The following is a 16,984-nucleotide window of genomic DNA, read 5'->3' as shown; positions in this document are numbered from 1 at the left end:
TGGGATCTCGCGGCGTCTGCGCCCAAGGCCACGGATCTGCACCGGTTCCGCTGCAGCCCGTGCCGACCTGGACGCCGGAGCCGCCGGTGGTCCCGCTCCACGACTCCACGCCCCGGCCGCTTCGAGCGCCCACAGGGTCGCTGGCGCGCGGTCCACTGCGCGGTGTCGTTGTCGAGGCGCGGCGTACGTCGGCCGGCGCAGCCTTCGGTGCCCGCCCACTGATGTGGACCGTGGTGACCCTGGCAGTCGTTGCCCTGGCCGTCACCTGGGAGGAGAACGCGGTCGCCGTCGCCACCTCGCTGGTCGGCTGTCTCTGCCCCTTCCTGGTCCTGATCGGATTCGGGATGATGGGGCGCCACCTCATTCCTGGGGCTTCGTCGCTCGGCGGGGGCTTCGGACGCGGCTTCGGCGGACGGGGGTGGTGGCGCCGGGACCCCGTCGCGTGGGACGTGCTCGTCGACACCGGGGCAGGGGTCGCGGCAGGACGGATCGCGGCGAACACTCCCCTCCAGGGCGGCGAGCGGATCACGGTCCGCGGACCGCGTGTCGGATCGGTCAAGCACGCGTGGCTGGTGCGTGTCAGCGCGCCCTACCGGCGGACACGGCTCGGCCGCGGGCTGATCCGCGCCGGCATCGTGACGGCGTTCGGCCTCCTCGCGATCCTCGACCTGCTCGCCTAACCGGCAGAGGCTCCGAGCAAGGCGGCAGCCACCGCGCCGAGCAGAACGAAAGCATCGACGGGGTCCGAGCCGAGCACCTGCCGTGCCCGACCGAGGTCGCTGGAACGCAAGGCCGAGACAACTCGTGCGACAGCGCCAAGGTCAGGCATCCGCCTCGAGGTCACCCCGATGAGCTCGGACTCCGCGCGACCTTCGGCGAGCTGAAGGACAGCCGAGCCCAGCCAGCCGACCACATCGCCCGGAGGGTGCGCCAAGAGAGCCGCCGCGTCGACGACGGGCTGCACGTCGTCAGCGGACGCCAGCGAGCGGACGAGGCGCTCACATGCCTCGGGGAGCTCAATCGAGGTCACCGGCGCCACACATCCCGGAACCGACGGACAACCTCGGAGATCTGAGCCGGCACCACCGGTGCAGCGGTCTCGACTGCGTCCCTGATCCCGCTGTCCCAGCCCTGCGGCAGATCGACGCGAGCACCAGCACTGAACAGCTCCGGGCCCAGCGCCCAGGCGAGCTCTACGCCGACGGCCTTCGCCATCATGACTCCGGCCTGGCGCTGGTAGCGGCCGCCAACGCCGTGCCGGATGCGAGCTTCCAGCGCCTCGACCCCGACGATGCTGCCGGTACCGGCTCCGGCACGTCCAGCGAGCGCGAGCGCCCGCGCGAGCCCGCTCTCGCCTGCCGACAAGGCGGAGCCGACCTCGCCCGCGATCCGGTCGGCCGATCGAAGGGCCTCCTCGCACCGATCGAGAAGCTCCTGCGCATCCGCGATCCGCGCATCGCCCTCATCGACCTGGCGCGCGACCAGGTCACACAGCTCGTCCACCTGGGCATGGACCTGGCTCTGGCGTTCCACGGCGGACCGGAGCGCTTCCATCTGGTCGGCGACGCGCTGCAGGTCCACCTCGGCTCGTCGAGCCGCACCGTCCTGCCACTGGACCCCGATGGCTGACCGAGACTCGCCGAAGTCGGCGAGGGCGGCCGCGGCCGCGCTTACAACGTCGTCGTACGACGTGCGCGCGCTCATCCGAAACCCCGGTCGATGATGATCAGCCGGTCGACCGCCTGGTCGATCGCAGTCTCAGCAGTGCTCGACGCATCGGCCACCGCGTGGGCGGCCTCGGCGCCTTCCCGTTCCGCGTTCGCGACGGACCCGGCCGCGTCGCCGGCCTTGACCGCGTTCTGCCCCGCCTGGTCGGCGAGCGCCTCCGCCGCCGCGACCTCGGCGTTCGACTGCTCGGACAGACCGACCGCATCGTCCAGCGCCGCCCGTGCGCGGGCCGCGCTCTCGACCGCCTCGGCGGCGTGACGCTGCGCGCTCGCGACGATGCCGAGCGCCTGACGGCAGTCCCGTACCGCCTTCTCACACGCGGCCGTCCGCGCGGCGGCCCGCTGCTGCCGTACCCGCGCGGCGGCCCGAGCAGTCGGAGGCGCCACCGCCGCCTGACGAGCGGCGGCTTGCTCCTCCGCGCGAGCAGCCGCCAGCTCTCCCTGCCACCTCACGAGCTCGCGGTCGATCACACGATCGGCTTCGGAGGTCCGATCCACGAGACGCCGTGCCCGGTCGGCCAGGTTCACATGATCGCGCTCGGCCTTCTCCATCCGCGGCTGCACGCCTTCGCACTGGACCCGCTGATCCTCCGCACGGTTCCGCGCCCCGTCGGCGGTCTCGTCCACAGTGCTCGCCGCCGCGTGGGCGTCGTCCGCCAGGTCGCCGAGCGCATCGACGACGGCCTCAGCAGCCCGTCGCGCGTCGGGCAGGGCACCGTTCGAGAAGTCCCGCAACCCTAGGGCGAGCCGGCCGGGATCGACACCCATCAGTCCGCCCGATCGATCGCCGCGAGCTGGTCGATCTTGTCCCGGAGCTGCTCGAGCAGGACCGGGACTCCCTCGTCGTAGGACCTGAACGCATCGGATGCCATGTCCCACGTCCGGCGGAACTGTTGGGCGCCGTCTCCCCCGTAGACGTCACGCAGCGCGGCGTACGCCGACTCGACCTCGCTGAGCGCGTCCCGGACGGCCGCCTGCTTCTCCTCCAGCACCGTGGCGTAGTCCGCGAGCGCCCTGCGGAGCTGGGTGATGTCAGGCACCGGAGAGGTACCCCCGTATGAGCGTGATCTTGTCGTCGAGGAACTCCAGGAGCCCCTCCGCTTCCCCAGTGAAGGTCGCGACCGGAGCAGCGAGCTCGTCGTACTTCGCGACGAACTGGTCGCGGAAGCTGTCCTCCCAGAGTCCGGCGAGCGTCTGCTCGGCCTCGGCCTCGTCGTCGGCCGTGGCCCGGAGCAGGTCGATGAACTCGGACAGCGCATCCCGGAAGGCGATGAGCCGGTCCAGGGTGGCATCGAGCGTCACGCCCGTTCACCCCCGACGTTCACGAAGTCCCGGAGTGCGTCGACGAGCGCGTGGCCCGCCGCGTAGGGCAGGAAGCGGTAGTGCACGCCGGTCTCCCGATGCTGGTACGCCGCCCGCTGCTGCCCGTCGATCCCGGCCGGCGTGACCTTGTTCGCGTGCGAGGCATTGAGGAGTGCGCGGGAGTCGTCCGCCGACATCTGTTGGAAGAACCGGTGGACGAAGTGGCGGTAGGCCTTGTCCGGCATCACCTGGACCCACTGAGCCCGCGAGGTCGTGGCAAGGACCGCATGCACCCCGACGTACGGGCCGGCTGTCAGGACCTGGCGCAGATGCCCGCCGGCTTCCGACGACTCGGGGCCGTACCGGCCGTCGACATTGCGGAATGCCGAGATCCGTTCGAGGCCCGCCGCGACAACCAGGTAGGGGCCAAGCGCGGCTAGCTCGATCGGGGGAAGCGCGTTGCGGCGTTCGATCTCCTCGACCGCTTTCGCCGCCAACATCGCTGCGGACTCGGCCGACTGCGCGACGCGAACGAGGTGGCCGCGTGCCCCCAACAGCTCGGGGAGGTCCCTGGTGAGCAGGCCCGCCCACGCGCCCGGAGGAGGGAGCTCGCTCAGCACGGAGACCGACATCGTGGACCGCGCGGAGGACATCCCAGCCGCCACAAGGCCGGTCAGCATGATCCCGCCGAGCACCTCGGCATCGTTGGCGACCACCATCACGTTGTGATCGGCAGCGCGGTCCACCTTCGCAAAGGCCGATCCGTAGATCGAGAAGCTGCGGCCCGCAAGGAAGGCGAAGGGGTTGTCGTACGGCTGCCACTCGGTGGCGGCCAGGCCGCCACCCCGCGCGTCGGACTCCGCCCATCGCTCCACCGCAGCAGCGTCAGCCACATCGACGGACGCGAGCCGACCCAGCGCCCGACTCGTCCGCGGCACCGCAGGCCTCCTGGCGTCGAAGACCTCCGGCGTCGACTCGAGTCCCGCCACTCGTGCCTTGTCGCGCAGCAGGTCGACCCAGACCTTGCGCGCATCGGGCTCGGCGAAGGCGACGTACCCGGCGACGCTGTGACCGGCAGCACCGCCGGCGTCGTTCCTGACGACTCGTCCACGCTCGGAGCAGTGGCGACGGATGAGGTCGCGCCCCTCGCGATCGAACTCGTCAATCCGATCGATCGCGTCCGTCGGCATCCGCAGGCAGAGCCTGGTCTGGATGTTGTCGAAGAGAGCACCCTGGTTGAGCAGTCCAGTCGCGTGAAACCTCTGCGACGCCAGGAGAAGGTGCACCCCGACCTTGCGGCCCTGCGCTGCGATCTGGCGCAACGCACCGATCGCGACGTCCTCACGGTCGTCCGCGAGAAACGTCTGGTACTCGTCGATCACGACGACCAACCGGGGCATCTCGGTGCCGGGCCTGGCTGCGCGATACTGCCCGATGCTCTCGACCCCCGCCTGCAGGAGCAGAGCGTCGCGGCGACGCAGCTCACTCCCGACGTCCGCTATCACCTGCCGCGCGAGGTCAGACGGCGTCTGGATGCTGACCAGATCGGCGTGGGGAAGCCCGACATAGTCCTGCATGGTCACGCCCTCCTGACCGTCGATCAGGATGAATCGCAGGTCGTCCGGGCGGTAGCGCGTGGCGAGGCTCAGAATCGCCGAGTGGAGCAGGACACCCTTGCCGGCGCCCGGCTCTCCCGCCACGACCATGTGAGACCGCGACGTTCCGCGACCGTCCTGGCCGAAGGCCAGCTCCAAGGGCTGGCCCGCCGTGTCCCGGCCGACCACCGCGCGGGCCTCTCCCGCTGCGGACTCGGACCACCAGAGAGCCGGGTCGTCGGGGTTCACGGCCGCCCATCCCACACTCCCGTCGGAGTCCGCGGTGTTCACGGAGACAGGCAGCCCTTCGCTGATCGCGCCCAGGACGCCGGCATGCGGAGGATGGTCGGCCGGTCCGGAGAGGCTTCCCCAGGGTCCGCTGACCGATCCGGTCGGACCGACATCGATGACGACCGGGTGTTGGAGCCTCAGACCTTCGCCGGGTTCGGGCACCGTCAGGTCGTGGTGGACGATCAGCTGGACACCAGCGGGACCCAGGCGCGCGATCTGGTTGAGGTGCTGGTTGGCCTGGTGACCGTAGCCGCGCGGGTAGTCCATGGCGAGGACGACGTGGAGACTCTCCGCATCGATCTCGCCTCGAGCCAGGTCACGGAACGCGCGCGCGTCGTAGCGGCGCTGGAAATCGAAGCCGGCCTTGATCACCGCGTCGAGGTCGCGTGCGACGTCAGCCGTCCGCGGGGCGTCCTGCGGGAGCGAGGAACGCTCGGGGAATCCGAACCCGCCCTGGTGGGGGTCGATGAGGTGCAGGACCACGCGGTCGCCCATCGCCGCTGCGAGGCGGACGGAGATCGAGCGGAGCACACCTCGCGCGTGTTTCGCGGCTTCCTCGGACTCGGTGGCGATGACGATCGTGGGTTCTCCGAAGATCGGCACGGTCGCCGGGAGCGCACCGCCGGGGTGGGCGATCTCGCCGACCCGGATCTCATCCGGGACCCGACTGGGGCACCGCCAATTCAGCCATCGCCGATCCTCCCAGCTGGCGAACTCCTCGAACCCCTCGCTGACGACAGCGCCCGCCGTCCGTCTGAGCTCTGCCTCGGCCTCCGCGTCCCGCTGCTTGAGTACGGCGACCGCCCCGCTCGCACGTCCGAGCGCGGACGCGATGCCTGCTCGTGCGGCGGCCTCAGCATGCTGCAGGCCGACCACGGCGCCCCGTGCATCCCCCAGCGCACCCACTCAGGCCACCAGCCCCAGCACCAGGAGGAGCGCCACCAGCAGGACGACCCCGAAGCCGACCAGGATGATGCGGCGGTCCTTGACCGCCCGGTCGAGGGCCGCCAGAGCGCCAGGCAGCTGCTGACTGACCAGGGACAGCTGCTGCTGTGCTCGCCAGGCGTCATCGAGCGCCGTCCGAGCGCCGTCCGCCGCACGATCAGTCGGCCCGTCGTACGGGACCTGGGGCGGGAGGCCGTGCATCGCCACCAGCTGGGACAGCTCGTCGTCGAGCCGGCGCGTCCCGGCCGAGGCATTGTCGTCCCCCATCGCGCGCAGCACCTCGTAGAGCCCCACGTGGTTCGGTCCTTCCGCTGGGTGTCGAGCGCAGCGTAGTGGGATTCGTACGGCGGCAGCGGTGAAATCTCCGGGTCCCTGACCGGTCGGAAGCACTAGGGTTTGCCCGCCGGCCGCGCGGTGGGTCGCGCGCGGTTCCGAGCCGAGGAGGCAAGCCGGTGTTCCATCTCAATGACGACCTGCTGGTCGAGCTCGGCCTGGGCGCTCTGGGCGCGGAGGACAAGCGGTCGATCCTGGCGCACATGTACGAGACCCTGGAGCTGCGGGTCGGGATGGAGCTGGCGCGGCAGATGACGAACGCGCAGCTCGACGAGTTCGAGGTCTTCATCGACAACGACGATCAAGAGGGATCGCTCGCCTGGCTGAGCGAGCACTTCCCTCACTACAGGCAGGTCGTCGCCGAGACGTTCGACGACCTGAAGGCCGAGATCAAGGGACAGGCAACGGCGATCCTCGCCGAGGCGGGCTCCTGACCCGCGTCGGTTCCTACACGTCGTCGGCGCCTTCGCTCCGCTTGGCCTTCCAGGAGCTCAGGAAGCTCGGCTCGCTCGGGGCGGACGCACGCGGCTCCTCGACGGTGCGATGGTCGCGGTGTGCCTTCGCCTTCGCTGCAAAGGAGTTGGGAACGGCCGCCCAGCGCTCGACGAACTCATCGGTGATCTGCCCGACAGGGCGGCCCCATCGGGCACGGGACGCGCTGCGCACGTCGTCTGCGGATGTGGCTGACCGGGCGCACGGACCGCAGGTCTCGATCAGAACAGGCGCGGTCGGGATCCCACCCGGAGACAACGCGGCCACGAGATGGTGGTTCGGGAGTCTGCTCAACTCGTCGGGCTCGACCTGCGCCCCGAGCCACTGCGCGAACGCCGGTGCATCGTGCGGTCCGAGCCGGAGTGCCAGCTTGGTGCCGACGTTGCCCAGGAGAGCGTTGCGCGTGTTGACCGCGAGCTGGTCGAAGAACTGGTTGGCCAAGGTCAGGCCGACGCCGTACTTGCGGCCCTCGGCCAGCATCGTCGCCAGCGAATCGGTCGTGACGTTCTGGAACTCGTCGATGTAGAGGAAGAACGGCTCCCGGTCCTCGGCCGCGCGGTTGGTGCGCTCCAGCACAGCGGCCCACAGCTTCATCACGATCACGTGACCGAGCAGCCGTGAGTCGTACTCGCCGAGACTCCCCTTCGAGAGGTTGACGAGGAGGATCTGCTTCTTCTCGAGTACGTCGGAGAAGGAGATCGTCGACCGTGCCTGTCCGATCACGGCGCGGAGGGCCGGACTGGTGCGGAACACCTCGAACTTGGACCGGAACCAGGCGATCACCTCGCCGGCCTCGTTCGATCGCTGGCTGGCGGGGAACTCGCCGAGCCAGAACTCCGCGAGCTGCGGGTCGCTGATGCGACGGGTCAGGAACTCCCGAACTGCCGGATCACTGAACACCGTGGCGACGTCGAGGAAGGAGCCGGGGATGTCGCGGACGTGCTCCAGCAGCAGCATGCAGTTGCGCATCATCGACTCGAAGCGCGGCCCGACGATCCCCTGACGCGTCGGATCGAAGAGCGCGTACATCATGTTCGCCGTCTCGCTGACCAGGTAGCGCTTCTGCGCTTCGGTCTCGGCCTCGATCAGGTTGACGCCAGGGACGGCCACGGCATCTGCCGGGTCGATGAGGACGACGTCGTCGATCCGGTTCGACGGGATGCGCCGCAGGAGGTCCTCGACCAGGTCGCCGTGAGGATCGATGACGCAGACGCCGTGCCCGGCGTCGATGTCCGCCGACGCGAGGTTGAGCAGCAACGTGCTCTTGCCGGTGCCGGTCTGACCGACGACGTAGGTGTGGCGGAGTCGGTCGGTGTGGTCGATCGCGACCGGACGGTCGCGGCCGGCGAGGCTGCCGATCTGCGCACCGTCGGACGGGAGCGCCTGCAGGATGCCCCGGAGCTTCGGCCGATCGTCGAGGTGGTGGCCAGGTGCACCGTCGGATCCAGCGACGGGCAGTCGGAAGAGGTTCGCTGCCTCCCACGCGCCGAGGAGGTGCCGCAGCCGTTCCAGACCCGGCGCTGCGAGCCCGCCACCGACACTCGTCGTCCCCAGGTCGGTGTACGCGGCTCGCAGCGCTGCGCGCTGGGTCTGCCGGACAACGGTGTAGCCACCCGCGAGCACGCCGCGGGGCTCGTGGTGCGGCGTCGGCTCACTGAGCGTGTGCCCGATCATCGACAGCAACGACGCGCTCAGCGGGTCGGGGCTCGCGACGACACACGACGCTTCGAACAGCGGGCGCAGGTACAGCATCGTCTCCAGCGTGTGCAACGACGCCTGGACGGACAGCTGCCTCTCGGAAGCCGCGCCCTGCCGGGAGACCAGGTCCTCCAGCAGCTCGACCTCCTGGGTGGTCAGGTCTGTCGGCGCGATCGTCATCCGAACGCACACCGGCGCCTCCTGCGCGAGGAGCGCTGCGCTCATCCGATGGGTGTCCTGGGACGGCGGACCGAGGGTCCACATGCTCCACAGGTCCGGACGCGGCTGCGGTCTGCGGGTGCCGGACGCCCCGAACCCGAGCGTGGCCGACTGGAGGTCCGGTCGGAGCGGCGCCTCCCTTCGCACGATCCCTGCGAGGTGCGTCGGCACGATCGGGTCCAGCAGCACGGCCAGCGCCAGCTCGTCCTCGACGACCTCGAACCGCCACACGCCCGGCGGTCCGTTCAGCAGGTCGACGACGTCATCAGCGACCTCGTCTATCCGGTCCGGCAGCGACCCGCCGTTGAAGGCGGTGAGGACTGCGACGTCGATCACGCCGTCCTGGGGATCGTTCGGCCGCGGGTCGCACATCCACTGAACCGTGAACGAGCAGTCGGTGTGCCCTTCGAGAGCCGTCACCACCGCGACCAGGTCACGCCGGATCTCGTCGGGGTCGGCGTCGTCGACCGTCCGCATGGAAACCAGCCGGTGGGCGATGATCAAGCGACCGTCGACCTGCTGCACCGCCACCTTCAAAGCGCATCCCCTCGCTCGGTGCGCAGTACAGTAGCGGCGCGATCACGGGCTTGGAGCCGATCGCGGATATCCCTGAGCGGAGGATTCCCTATGTCGGAGGAGCACCCCGAGGATCGCTCCGGTCACGAGCCCCAGACCGCGCCTGACGCTGATCGGCGACGGGGAGCGTTCCTGCTCCGACTCCGACCCGACAGCGATGGTCCGCTCGTGAGGATCGATCCGGCGCCCACGCGCTGAAGATCTCCACCGCCGGAGCTCTCCGATCATCGGCGGTGGAGATTTCCCCGATGAGGGCGGCGTTCGATCGCTACGCTTCGGCTGCCGGACGCTGTGGGGGCGTCAGAAGGGGACGAATCGTGGGGGCTCAACAGGTCGACGGTCGGTGGCGCTCATGAGCGGCCCCAAGGGGTTCAACGCGGTGCTGGCCGAGCGGCTGCGCCGCGAACGTGAGCTGGCCGCGCGGCGCCGTACCTGGCTGCAGATCGTCGAGCAGCTGACCGCCACCGACGCGCGCTGCCGGGCGGCGGGCCTCGAGATCGACGTCTGGCGGGAGCTGGCGGCCGTGGGCTACGACCGATCCCGACTGCAGCGGCCCTCGGATGCCGACCTCGACGCGGTCGTCGATCTCGAACGCGGCCGGGCCGCCGTCAGCCGCCGGATCGAGGAGGCCGCGACCGCCCGCGCAGCCGCGCGCGCCCAGGTCGCGTTGGATCGACTCCGCTCGGCCCTCGACGCCAACGGCGAGCTCGTGGTGACGGCCCTGGCTCCGGTTGCGGCGGCCGCCCCGACCCTGAGCGCGGTGAAAGCTCCCGTCGAGCTCCTGTCGAGCCTCCTGGGGTCGACCGGCGGGCGGCAGGCACAGCTGACCGACGAGCTGGAGCGACTGCTGGACTCCGACCGGGCCGCCGGCCGCCAGGACTGGCTCGAGTACGCCGCCCGCGTCGCCGACGGCGTCCGGGCGGAGCGGGATCGTCATGACCGTGCCGTGCTCAGGGACGAGTTCGTCGCCATCATCGCGCGCGTCTCGGGCCCGGCTGCCGAGACCTTGATCGCGCGGGTCGACGGCGCGCCAGACCGGGCCTCCCTAGAGGCGCTGCGGCCCACCGTTCTAGCGGCTGTGCGTGCGGCCGAGCTCAACGCCGAGCGCGCGTTCGTCATCGCGCAGGCGATCGAGGTGTGGCGCGAGCTCGGCTACGAGCCCGGGCCCGAGTTCAGCGAGGTCGCGCTCTCCGGTGACGCCGCCCTGCTCCCCCACCGCGACTGGACCGCTCACGCCCTCCAGGTCAGGTTCGACGAGGACGGCCTCGGCCTTGCCACCAATGTGGTGGCCACGTCGGAGACCGACCCCCTCCGTGACAAGGAGATCGAGGACGACCACTGCGCCGACATCGCAGCATTCACCGAGAGTCTCGGTACCCGCGGGGTGGACGCGTCGCTCGTCCGGCGGGTCGCAGCCGGCGCGCTCCCGATGCAGCACCTCGACGCCGAGGCGGTCACGGCCAGGCGACGGCGGCGCACGGCCGCGCGGAGGACGAGCGGATGACCCCCGAGGAGCGACGTGAGGTGTTGGGGCGGTTCCCCCACTGGCTCCGGGACGTGGACGCCCACCTGCCGATCTGCGCGCAGTTCATCCTCCACGGCAACGTCCGCGACGACCATTTGGTGCCGGACGGCGAGCACCACCGGTTCCGTCGTACGGTCGACGCGATCGACGCACTGTTGACCCTCAACACGTTCGAGGCCGTCCTCACCTACGACCCGGTGGCAGGACTCCGCGCCAACGAGCCCGAGACGGCCCAGCGAGCACTCCACGATCTCTCCGGCGACGAGACCTGGTCCGCGCCGGACGGGCAGCTGCTGTCGATCGAGCGCCTCACCGAGCTGGTGCGCGTGGTCCAGCCGACGATCCAGCCGAAGCGCCGGATCGCGCTGATCGTCGATTACGTCTCCCAGTTCGCCCCGACCGGCGAGCCTCTCTCCGAGGCGCACCACGCGCTGTTCCGCACGGCTCTCCAGCGGGTGCACAACACCCAGCGCACCTCCGGCGCTGCCATCGGGCGGGCCCCTCTCTTCAACCCGGTGCTGTGGATCGTCGACCGCCCGTCCGATCTCCCGGGGTGGATGGTCGGCACGAGTGACGGCATCCACCAGGTCCCGATCCCGCTGCCGACCCTCGACGCGCGCTCGCAGGCCGCGGGACAGATCGCGGTCGGCCTCGCGCAACAGCCGGCCCCGCCCGGCCCGATGTCGGGCGAGGAGCTGAGCATCTTCGCGACCCGCACCGAGGGGATGACGTTGCGCTCGATGCGGGAGGTGGTGCGCCTGGCCCAGGACCAGCGGATCTCCTCCGGCGACATCGACGACGCGGTGCGCATGTATCGGGTCGGCCTGCTCGAGAACCCTTGGAGCCAGGCGTCGCTCAAGGACAAGATCCGCACCGCCGAGGACTACATGCGCGGCCGCGTCCTCGGCCAACCGAGCGCGATCCGTCGTTCGCTGGACATCCTCATGCGGTCGACCACCGGCATGACGGCAGCGCACGCGGGAGGCACGGCGGCCGGCCCGCGCGGCGTCCTGTTCTTCGCCGGACCAACGGGCGTCGGCAAGACCGAGCTGGCCAAGACCCTCACCGAGGTCATCTTCGGCAACGCTGACGCCTACATCCGGTTCGACATGAGCGAGTTCGGGCACGAGGGCAGCGATCTGCGGCTGATGGGCGCGCCTCCGGGGTACGTCGGGCACGAGGCGGGCGGCGAGCTGACCAATGCCATCCGGCAGCGTCCGTTCAGCCTCGTGCTCTTCGACGAGATCGAGAAGGCCGACCAGCGGATCATGGACAAGTTCCTCCAGATCCTCAGTGACGGGCGCCTGACCGACGGCTCGGGAGCGACCGTCCACTTCAGCGAGTCGCTGATCGTGTTCACCTCGAACAAGGGGATGGCGGACCCCCTCCCCTCCGGCGAGCTGCCCCACCCGGACATGACGTACGACGACCTGGACGACCACGTGCGTCGGGCCATCGGACGTCACTTCACCGAGCACCTGGGCCGACCCGAGATCCTCAACCGGATCGGCGACAACATCGTGGTCTTCGACTACATCCGCCCCGATATCGCCGCCCACCTGCTCGAGGTGTTCGTCCGCAACGCGATCCGTAGGGCGAAGACGCTCCACGGCATCGACGTCCGGCTCTCCGAGAAGGCGATGGCCGTGCTGGCCGAGCAGTGCTGCGCCCATCTCGAGATGGGCGGACGCGGGATCGGGCAGCGGGTCGAGTCGGTGCTGACCAACCCCCTGGCCCGCGCCGTGTTCTTCCACGACGACCCGAACCGGCCGATCCAGGTCGATGACATCGTGCAGGAGGAGGGCGCGTGGAACCTCGTCGTACGGTGACCCTCAGCCGGATCGTCGCCCCGCTCACTGCGCTCGGTCCCGGGCTCCGCGTCGGCGTCTGGGTCCAGGGATGCACCATCGGGTGCTCCGGGTGCGCATCGGTCGACACGTGGGACCCCAGCGGTGGTAGCTCACTCGAGCTCGCCGAGGCGGTCGACCGCGTCGCCCGGGCCTTGACGGACGACATCACGGGCATCACCGTCACCGGCGGCGAGCCGTTCCAGCAGGCACCCGCCGTCGCCGAGCTGCTCACCCGCCTCCGGGAGATCGACCCGCTCCGCAACCACGACGTCCTCGTGTTCACCGGCTACACCGCCTCGCGGGCAGAGCGGCTCGGCCCCGGTCTGTGGGAGCAGGCCGACGCACTCGTCTGTGGTCCCTACCTTCCAGGCCGTGGCGCCGGCGGCTGGCTGCGCGCGTCCGACAACCAGGAGCTCGTGCTGCGCACCCGACGCGGGCAGCACCGCTTCGCCGTACCCGCCGCTCCCGTCGTCCAGGTAGCAGCAAACGACGGCGACGTCACGCTCGCGGGGCTGCCGCGGTCCGGCGACCTCGATCGGTTCCGCCAGCTGATGCACGCGCGCGGCATCGACTTCGAGGAGGTCTCGTGGCAGAGCTGAGCACCGGCTACACGTGCGTCAACCCGGACTGCGACATCGTCTTCAACGTCGATCCCGGCGACTGCATCTGCGGGGCGACCAGCTTCGTGCGGGTCGGCGAGAAGGTACGAACTCCTCCGCCACCACCCCCACCCGTCCGCCACTGCGTGCGGCCCGATTGCGGTCAGGCCCTCCCGGACGGCGCGGGGGCGTGCCCCTACTGCGGCACACCGGTCGACGCCGAGGTCGCCCCGACGGTCGACCCGGCCGTCGAGCCGGCTCCGCCCGGCGGCCTGGCGCTCGTCGCCGCCGACGGGACCCGGATCACGCTGCGCGAAGGCGAAGAGGTGATCCTCGGCCGCGACCCCGGGCAGAGCCCCTGGGCGCGGTTGACCGAGGGCAGCCCCGGTGTCTCCCGCCGCCACGCCAGCATCACGATCTGGCGCGGCGACCTCCACGTGCGCGACCTCGGATCGTCCAACGGCACCTGGGTGAACGGGATCCGGATCGCCGGTGCCGCAGAGCTGCCTGTCACAGATGGGATCCGGATCGGGCTGGGTCGTCGGTTCGAGATGGAGGTGCGGTCGTCGTGAGTGGTGGTGAGCGGACGGAGCTGGAGAAGGGTCCGGGCGGGATCCAGCCGACCGCGCTGGAGGGCGCGGGAGGGCCGGCGGGGCCGACCGAGCTGGAGGACCGGCCGGGAGCGCCGGCCGGTGGGTTCATCGCGCACAACCTGCCGGCACCCTTGGCCGAGGAGTACCGGATCGTACGACGGTTGGGGCTGGGCGGTCAGGGTTCGGTCTACCTGTGCGAACGGATCGTCGACGGGCACCAGGTCGCGATCAAACTGTACTCGGTCGCGATGTCCCGCCTGGACGCGACGGTGATCGAGAAGCTCGCGACCGCACCTGCCGAGCACATCGTGCCGACCACGTTCGGGCAGTGGGGCGAGGAGTGCTGGGAGATCCAGGAATACCTCCCCCTGGGCACCATCGGCGACATCCGCCAACACTTCGCCGGCACCCTGCCCGACGCCGTGGCGCACGCCGTGGTCGCGGACCTGACCGAAGCCGTGGCCGCGGCCCACGCCCGCGAGCTCCTCCACCGCGACATCAAGCCCAGCAACATCCTGATCCGGTCCCTGGACCCGATCGACCTGGTGCTGGCCGACTTCGGTCTGGTCCGCAACCTCCTCGCCGGAGCCCAGGTCGGCAGCCGGTCCGCCACACCCGGCTACCGCTCCCCCGACACCGCCCAGGGCATCTGGCGGCTGGAGTCGGACTGGTGGGCGGTCGGGATCACCCTCTACGAGCTGTTGTGCGAACGGCACCCCTTCGACGACGAGAACGGCTATCGCAAGGACGAGGTCACCATCCTCGGCTACCTGATCGAGAACGAGGTCCCCCTCGACGGCGTCGAGGATCCGCGCTGGCAGCTCCTCCTGCGCGGCCTCCTCACCAAGAGCGCCGACCACCGATGGGGCGCCGACCAGGTCCGCGCCTGGCTCGCCGGGGACAGCCCTACGATCCATCAGTCCACCGCCCCCAAGGTCGCCGACCGCGGATGGGCCTTCGCCGGCTTCGGTGGCCAGGAGTTCACCTCCGTCGACCAGCTCGGCCGGGCACTCGCCAGCCGCTGGGACGAGGCGGCCGAGTACCTCAACGGGCGCGGGAAGACCATGCTCCACAACGCCCTGGCCCAGTCATCGGTCGCCACCGAGGCCCACCGCACCTTCGACCGGCATGACCGCAAGCTCATCACCACCGACGGACTCGTCTTCGAGCTCGTCCGCCTCCTCGCCCCGGACGACCGGCTGGTCTTCCGCGGCCGCCCTCTCACCCCCGACAGCCTCGCCGCCGCCGGCCACAGCGCCGTCAACGGCGACGAAGGCGCCGCCAGCTGGATCAGCGCACTTCGGCGCGAACACGTCCTCACCAACACCATGGGCGACGCCCAACACACCGCGTTCGCGCGGATCGACAACCAGCTCAACAGCTGGTGGGACACCCTCGACGCGACCACGTCGAGGCTCGACCAGGGTCGCCGCTCCTACTACAACCATGCAGTCGAAGGACGGGCACCGTCCGTCGCCCTGCCCGCCACGATCACCCCTGCCCACCGTCGATTCGAGGGTGAGCTGCTGCTCGCGGCCCTCAGCCCGGACCACGCAGAGGCGATCCAGCAGGCGGTGCGCTCGGAGCTCGAGGGCCGGCCCGCCACCGCGGGTTGGGTCGATCCCCTGCGGGTGGCCGTCGACAGCGACCAAGCAGCACCGGTCGAAGCCCTCCTTCTCATGGCGACCCTGTCGCTCGCGGACGAGGACCACGCGCAGGCGCAGGATGCCGAGATCGCCCGGCGGAGGCGGGAGGCAGCGGCTGAGGCGGAGCAGCGCCGGCAGCGTCGCCGTGCGCGGGTCCGGGCGGCCCGTCCCGACGGCGGCGACTACGCGTTCGTCTTCCTCGCCGGGGCGGGGTGCATCACAGTGCTCGTCCCGTGGCTGCTGGGGACCTTCGCGCTCGACGGAGCGTTCGGCAGGGACAACAGCGGCCTGGTCCCGGTCGACGGAGCGCGCAGCTTCGGCACCTACTTCCTTTCCAACTGGATCGCCGGCTGTGCGGCGCTCCTCATGGTCCTCGCAGCCGTCCTCGGGTTCCGCGCGCTGCTCGGGCGACGCATCGGCGCGGCGGTGCTCGGCGTACTCGGCCTGGTCGGAGCACTGATCCTGGTCCCGATCTCCGATGACAAGTGGGACGCGGCGGAGCAGGCGACCGCGAACAAGGCCTACGACCCCGAGTTCGAGAACTTCTTCACCTGTGGCGGCGCCGTGAGTGAGACCGAGCCGGCCTGGTCGGTCTGGACCTTCCGGATCAAGGACTCACCCTTCGAGGGCTGCAACCGGGTACGGCTCTACCGCGGCCTGACCGAGGTCGAGTCGATCAACCTCGACGGCCGGCGGCGCTACCGGTGCTGCGGGTTCGGCAGCGGGTCTCCGGTCAGTGTCAACAACCCTGAAGCGGAACCCTCCTCGCTGATCTTCACCTATGAGGGTGACGGCGGCGCTCCGGTGATCTTCCGCGTGGCGGACTACCAATGATCGTCGCCAGCGTCGCGGCCATCACCCATGTTGGGGTCGTCCGGACGGAGAACCAGGACTGTCTCCACGTCGCCGGCTGGTCGAGCCGACAGTCCGGCGCGCGGCTGACGATGGACCTCGAGGCAGGGGGCGTCCTGGCCGTGATCGACGGGATGGGCGGTCACGTGGGAGGTGCGCTTGCGTCGTGGTCCGCCTCGCGCGCACTGGGCGATCTCCGGCTCGACACGGCGACCGGGCCGAGCCAGGTGAACCGACTGGTACAGGGAGTGTCCGACGCCGTCCGAGAGCAGGGGCAGTTGACCGAGGGCCACGCGGCGATGGGTGCCACGATCGCCGGCCTCGTGCTCGGCCCGGCTGGGCTGCTGATCTTCAACGTCGGCGACTGCTCGATCCTGCGCCTGCGCGACGGGTACGCCGGACAGCTCGCGGTCATCGACCGGGTCGGCGATCCCGACCGGCCCAGCGTGATCGGCCAGTGTCTCGGCGGATCGCCACAGCCGACCGCGATCGACGCCCATGCGGACTGGTTCCACCCGGTCGACGTCGAACGGCTGGTGCTCTGCTCCGACGGCCTCACCGACTGCGTGACGACCAAGGAGATCGTCGCGCTCGCCGAGGCGCCGGTGCCGATCGACGACGCGGCGCGCGCCCTGATTGCGGCCGCCGTCCGGAATGGCGCACCCGACAACGTCTCCGTCATCGTGGCCGACGTCGCCGACCGGTCCGAGGTGGCTGCTGATTCTGACGACAACGGCTGAC

At 70.5% G+C, this 16,984-nt stretch carries 16 protein-coding genes; 8 read left to right on the top strand and 8 right to left on the bottom strand.

Translation table 11 applies throughout. The annotated features are described in order from the left end of the window. The first annotated feature begins 59 nt into the window (after nucleotides 1–59). On the top strand, nucleotides 60–680 hold the full coding sequence (locus tag D0Z08_RS19570; RefSeq protein WP_147381483.1) for a hypothetical protein: 621 nt from the start codon (nucleotides 60–62) through the stop codon (nucleotides 678–680). Here D0Z08_RS19570 and D0Z08_RS19565 read toward each other — a convergent pair. From D0Z08_RS19565 to D0Z08_RS19535, 7 genes are read right to left on the bottom strand one after another with little or no spacing between them, the layout of a single operon-like run. Next, nucleotides 677–1,030 carry a hypothetical protein gene (locus tag D0Z08_RS19565; protein WP_147381482.1) on the bottom strand — a complete coding sequence of 118 codons (354 nt, stop codon included), beginning with the start codon at nucleotides 1,028–1,030 and terminating at the stop codon, nucleotides 677–679. The genes D0Z08_RS19570 and D0Z08_RS19565 overlap by 4 nt on opposite strands. Next, nucleotides 1,027–1,704 carry a hypothetical protein gene (locus D0Z08_RS19560; RefSeq protein ID WP_118926942.1) on the bottom strand — a complete coding sequence of 226 codons (678 nt, stop codon included), beginning with the start codon at nucleotides 1,702–1,704 and terminating at the stop codon, nucleotides 1,027–1,029. The genes D0Z08_RS19565 and D0Z08_RS19560 overlap by 4 nt, the downstream gene beginning before the upstream one ends. After that, on the bottom strand, nucleotides 1,701–2,495 hold the full coding sequence (locus D0Z08_RS19555; protein WP_118926941.1) for a hypothetical protein: 795 nt from the start codon (nucleotides 2,493–2,495) through the stop codon (nucleotides 1,701–1,703). Before D0Z08_RS19555 ends, D0Z08_RS19560 begins: the two co-directional genes overlap by 4 nt. Then, entirely contained in the window at nucleotides 2,495–2,767 is a 273-nt protein-coding gene (locus tag D0Z08_RS19550; protein ID WP_118926940.1) for a hypothetical protein, read from the bottom strand. The genes D0Z08_RS19555 and D0Z08_RS19550 overlap by 1 nt, the downstream gene beginning before the upstream one ends. Next, on the bottom strand, nucleotides 2,760–3,029 hold the full coding sequence (locus tag D0Z08_RS19545; protein ID WP_118926939.1) for a hypothetical protein: 270 nt from the start codon (nucleotides 3,027–3,029) through the stop codon (nucleotides 2,760–2,762). The genes D0Z08_RS19550 and D0Z08_RS19545 overlap by 8 nt, the downstream gene beginning before the upstream one ends. Further along, nucleotides 3,026–5,821: an FtsK/SpoIIIE domain-containing protein gene (locus D0Z08_RS19540; RefSeq protein ID WP_118926938.1), complete on the bottom strand. Its 2,796-nt coding sequence runs from the start codon at nucleotides 5,819–5,821 to the stop codon at nucleotides 3,026–3,028. The genes D0Z08_RS19545 and D0Z08_RS19540 overlap by 4 nt, the downstream gene beginning before the upstream one ends. Beyond that, on the bottom strand, nucleotides 5,822–6,154 hold the full coding sequence (locus tag D0Z08_RS19535; protein WP_118926937.1) for a hypothetical protein: 333 nt from the start codon (nucleotides 6,152–6,154) through the stop codon (nucleotides 5,822–5,824). 158 nt (nucleotides 6,155–6,312) lie between these two features. Here D0Z08_RS19535 and D0Z08_RS19530 point away from each other — a divergent pair, with 158 nt between their 5' ends. Next, a complete protein-coding gene (locus tag D0Z08_RS19530) occupies nucleotides 6,313–6,627 on the top strand; it encodes a DUF5663 domain-containing protein (RefSeq protein WP_118926936.1) in 315 nt (104 codons plus the stop codon). 13 nt (nucleotides 6,628–6,640) lie between these two features. Here D0Z08_RS19530 and D0Z08_RS19525 read toward each other — a convergent pair whose 3' ends face one another. After that, a complete protein-coding gene (locus D0Z08_RS19525) occupies nucleotides 6,641–9,133 on the bottom strand; it encodes a type IV secretory system conjugative DNA transfer family protein (RefSeq protein WP_147381481.1) in 2,493 nt (830 codons plus the stop codon). 397 nt (nucleotides 9,134–9,530) lie between these two features. Between D0Z08_RS19525 and D0Z08_RS19520 the strand changes: the two genes are divergently transcribed. Genes D0Z08_RS19520 through D0Z08_RS19495 form a run of 6 tightly spaced genes read left to right on the top strand, consistent with a single transcriptional unit; the run spans nucleotide 9,531 to nucleotide 16,983 of the window. Then, on the top strand, nucleotides 9,531–10,682 hold the full coding sequence (locus D0Z08_RS19520; RefSeq protein WP_147381480.1) for a hypothetical protein: 1,152 nt from the start codon (nucleotides 9,531–9,533) through the stop codon (nucleotides 10,680–10,682). After that, nucleotides 10,679–12,532: an AAA family ATPase gene (locus D0Z08_RS19515; protein ID WP_118926933.1), complete on the top strand. Its 1,854-nt coding sequence runs from the start codon at nucleotides 10,679–10,681 to the stop codon at nucleotides 12,530–12,532. The genes D0Z08_RS19520 and D0Z08_RS19515 overlap by 4 nt, the downstream gene beginning before the upstream one ends. Then, nucleotides 12,511–13,152, top strand: a complete 642-nt coding sequence (locus D0Z08_RS19510) for a 4Fe-4S single cluster domain-containing protein (RefSeq protein WP_118926932.1) — start codon at nucleotides 12,511–12,513, stop codon at nucleotides 13,150–13,152. The genes D0Z08_RS19515 and D0Z08_RS19510 overlap by 22 nt, the downstream gene beginning before the upstream one ends. Next, the gene (locus D0Z08_RS19505) at nucleotides 13,140–13,724 is read left to right on the top strand and encodes an FHA domain-containing protein (RefSeq protein WP_182481395.1); all 585 of its coding nucleotides are present in this window, start codon (nucleotides 13,140–13,142) and stop codon (nucleotides 13,722–13,724) included. Before D0Z08_RS19510 ends, D0Z08_RS19505 begins: the two co-directional genes overlap by 13 nt. Next, complete coding sequence (locus D0Z08_RS19500) at nucleotides 13,721–16,225, top strand: protein kinase domain-containing protein (RefSeq protein ID WP_182481394.1); 2,505 nt, start codon at nucleotides 13,721–13,723, stop codon at nucleotides 16,223–16,225. Before D0Z08_RS19505 ends, D0Z08_RS19500 begins: the two co-directional genes overlap by 4 nt. Then, nucleotides 16,222–16,983 (top strand): PP2C family protein-serine/threonine phosphatase, encoded by a 762-nt coding sequence (locus D0Z08_RS19495; protein WP_118926930.1) that lies wholly within the window; start codon nucleotides 16,222–16,224, stop codon nucleotides 16,981–16,983. Before D0Z08_RS19500 ends, D0Z08_RS19495 begins: the two co-directional genes overlap by 4 nt. Nucleotide 16,984 lies beyond the last annotated feature (1 nt).

Origin of the sequence: Nocardioides immobilis, assembly GCF_003515065.1 — a bacterium.
GTDB classification, from domain to species: Bacteria; Actinomycetota; Actinomycetes; order Propionibacteriales; family Nocardioidaceae; genus Nocardioides; species Nocardioides immobilis.
This window is presented reverse-complemented; position numbering and strand designations above follow the sequence as displayed.

Excerpts from the sequence above, each read along its gene's own strand:
- D0Z08_RS19555 (WP_118926941.1), bottom strand. The coding sequence starts at position 2,495 with ATGGGTGTCGATCCCGGCCGGCTCGCCCTAGGGTTGCGGGACTTCTCG.
- D0Z08_RS19495 (WP_118926930.1), top strand. The coding sequence starts at position 16,222 with ATGATCGTCGCCAGCGTCGCGGCCATCACCCATGTTGGGGTCGTCCGG.
- D0Z08_RS19515 (WP_118926933.1), top strand. The coding sequence starts at position 10,679 with ATGACCCCCGAGGAGCGACGTGAGGTGTTGGGGCGGTTCCCCCACTGG.
- D0Z08_RS19520 (WP_147381480.1), top strand. The coding sequence starts at position 9,531 with ATGAGCGGCCCCAAGGGGTTCAACGCGGTGCTGGCCGAGCGGCTGCGC.
- D0Z08_RS19560 (WP_118926942.1), bottom strand. The coding sequence starts at position 1,704 with ATGAGCGCGCGCACGTCGTACGACGACGTTGTAAGCGCGGCCGCGGCC.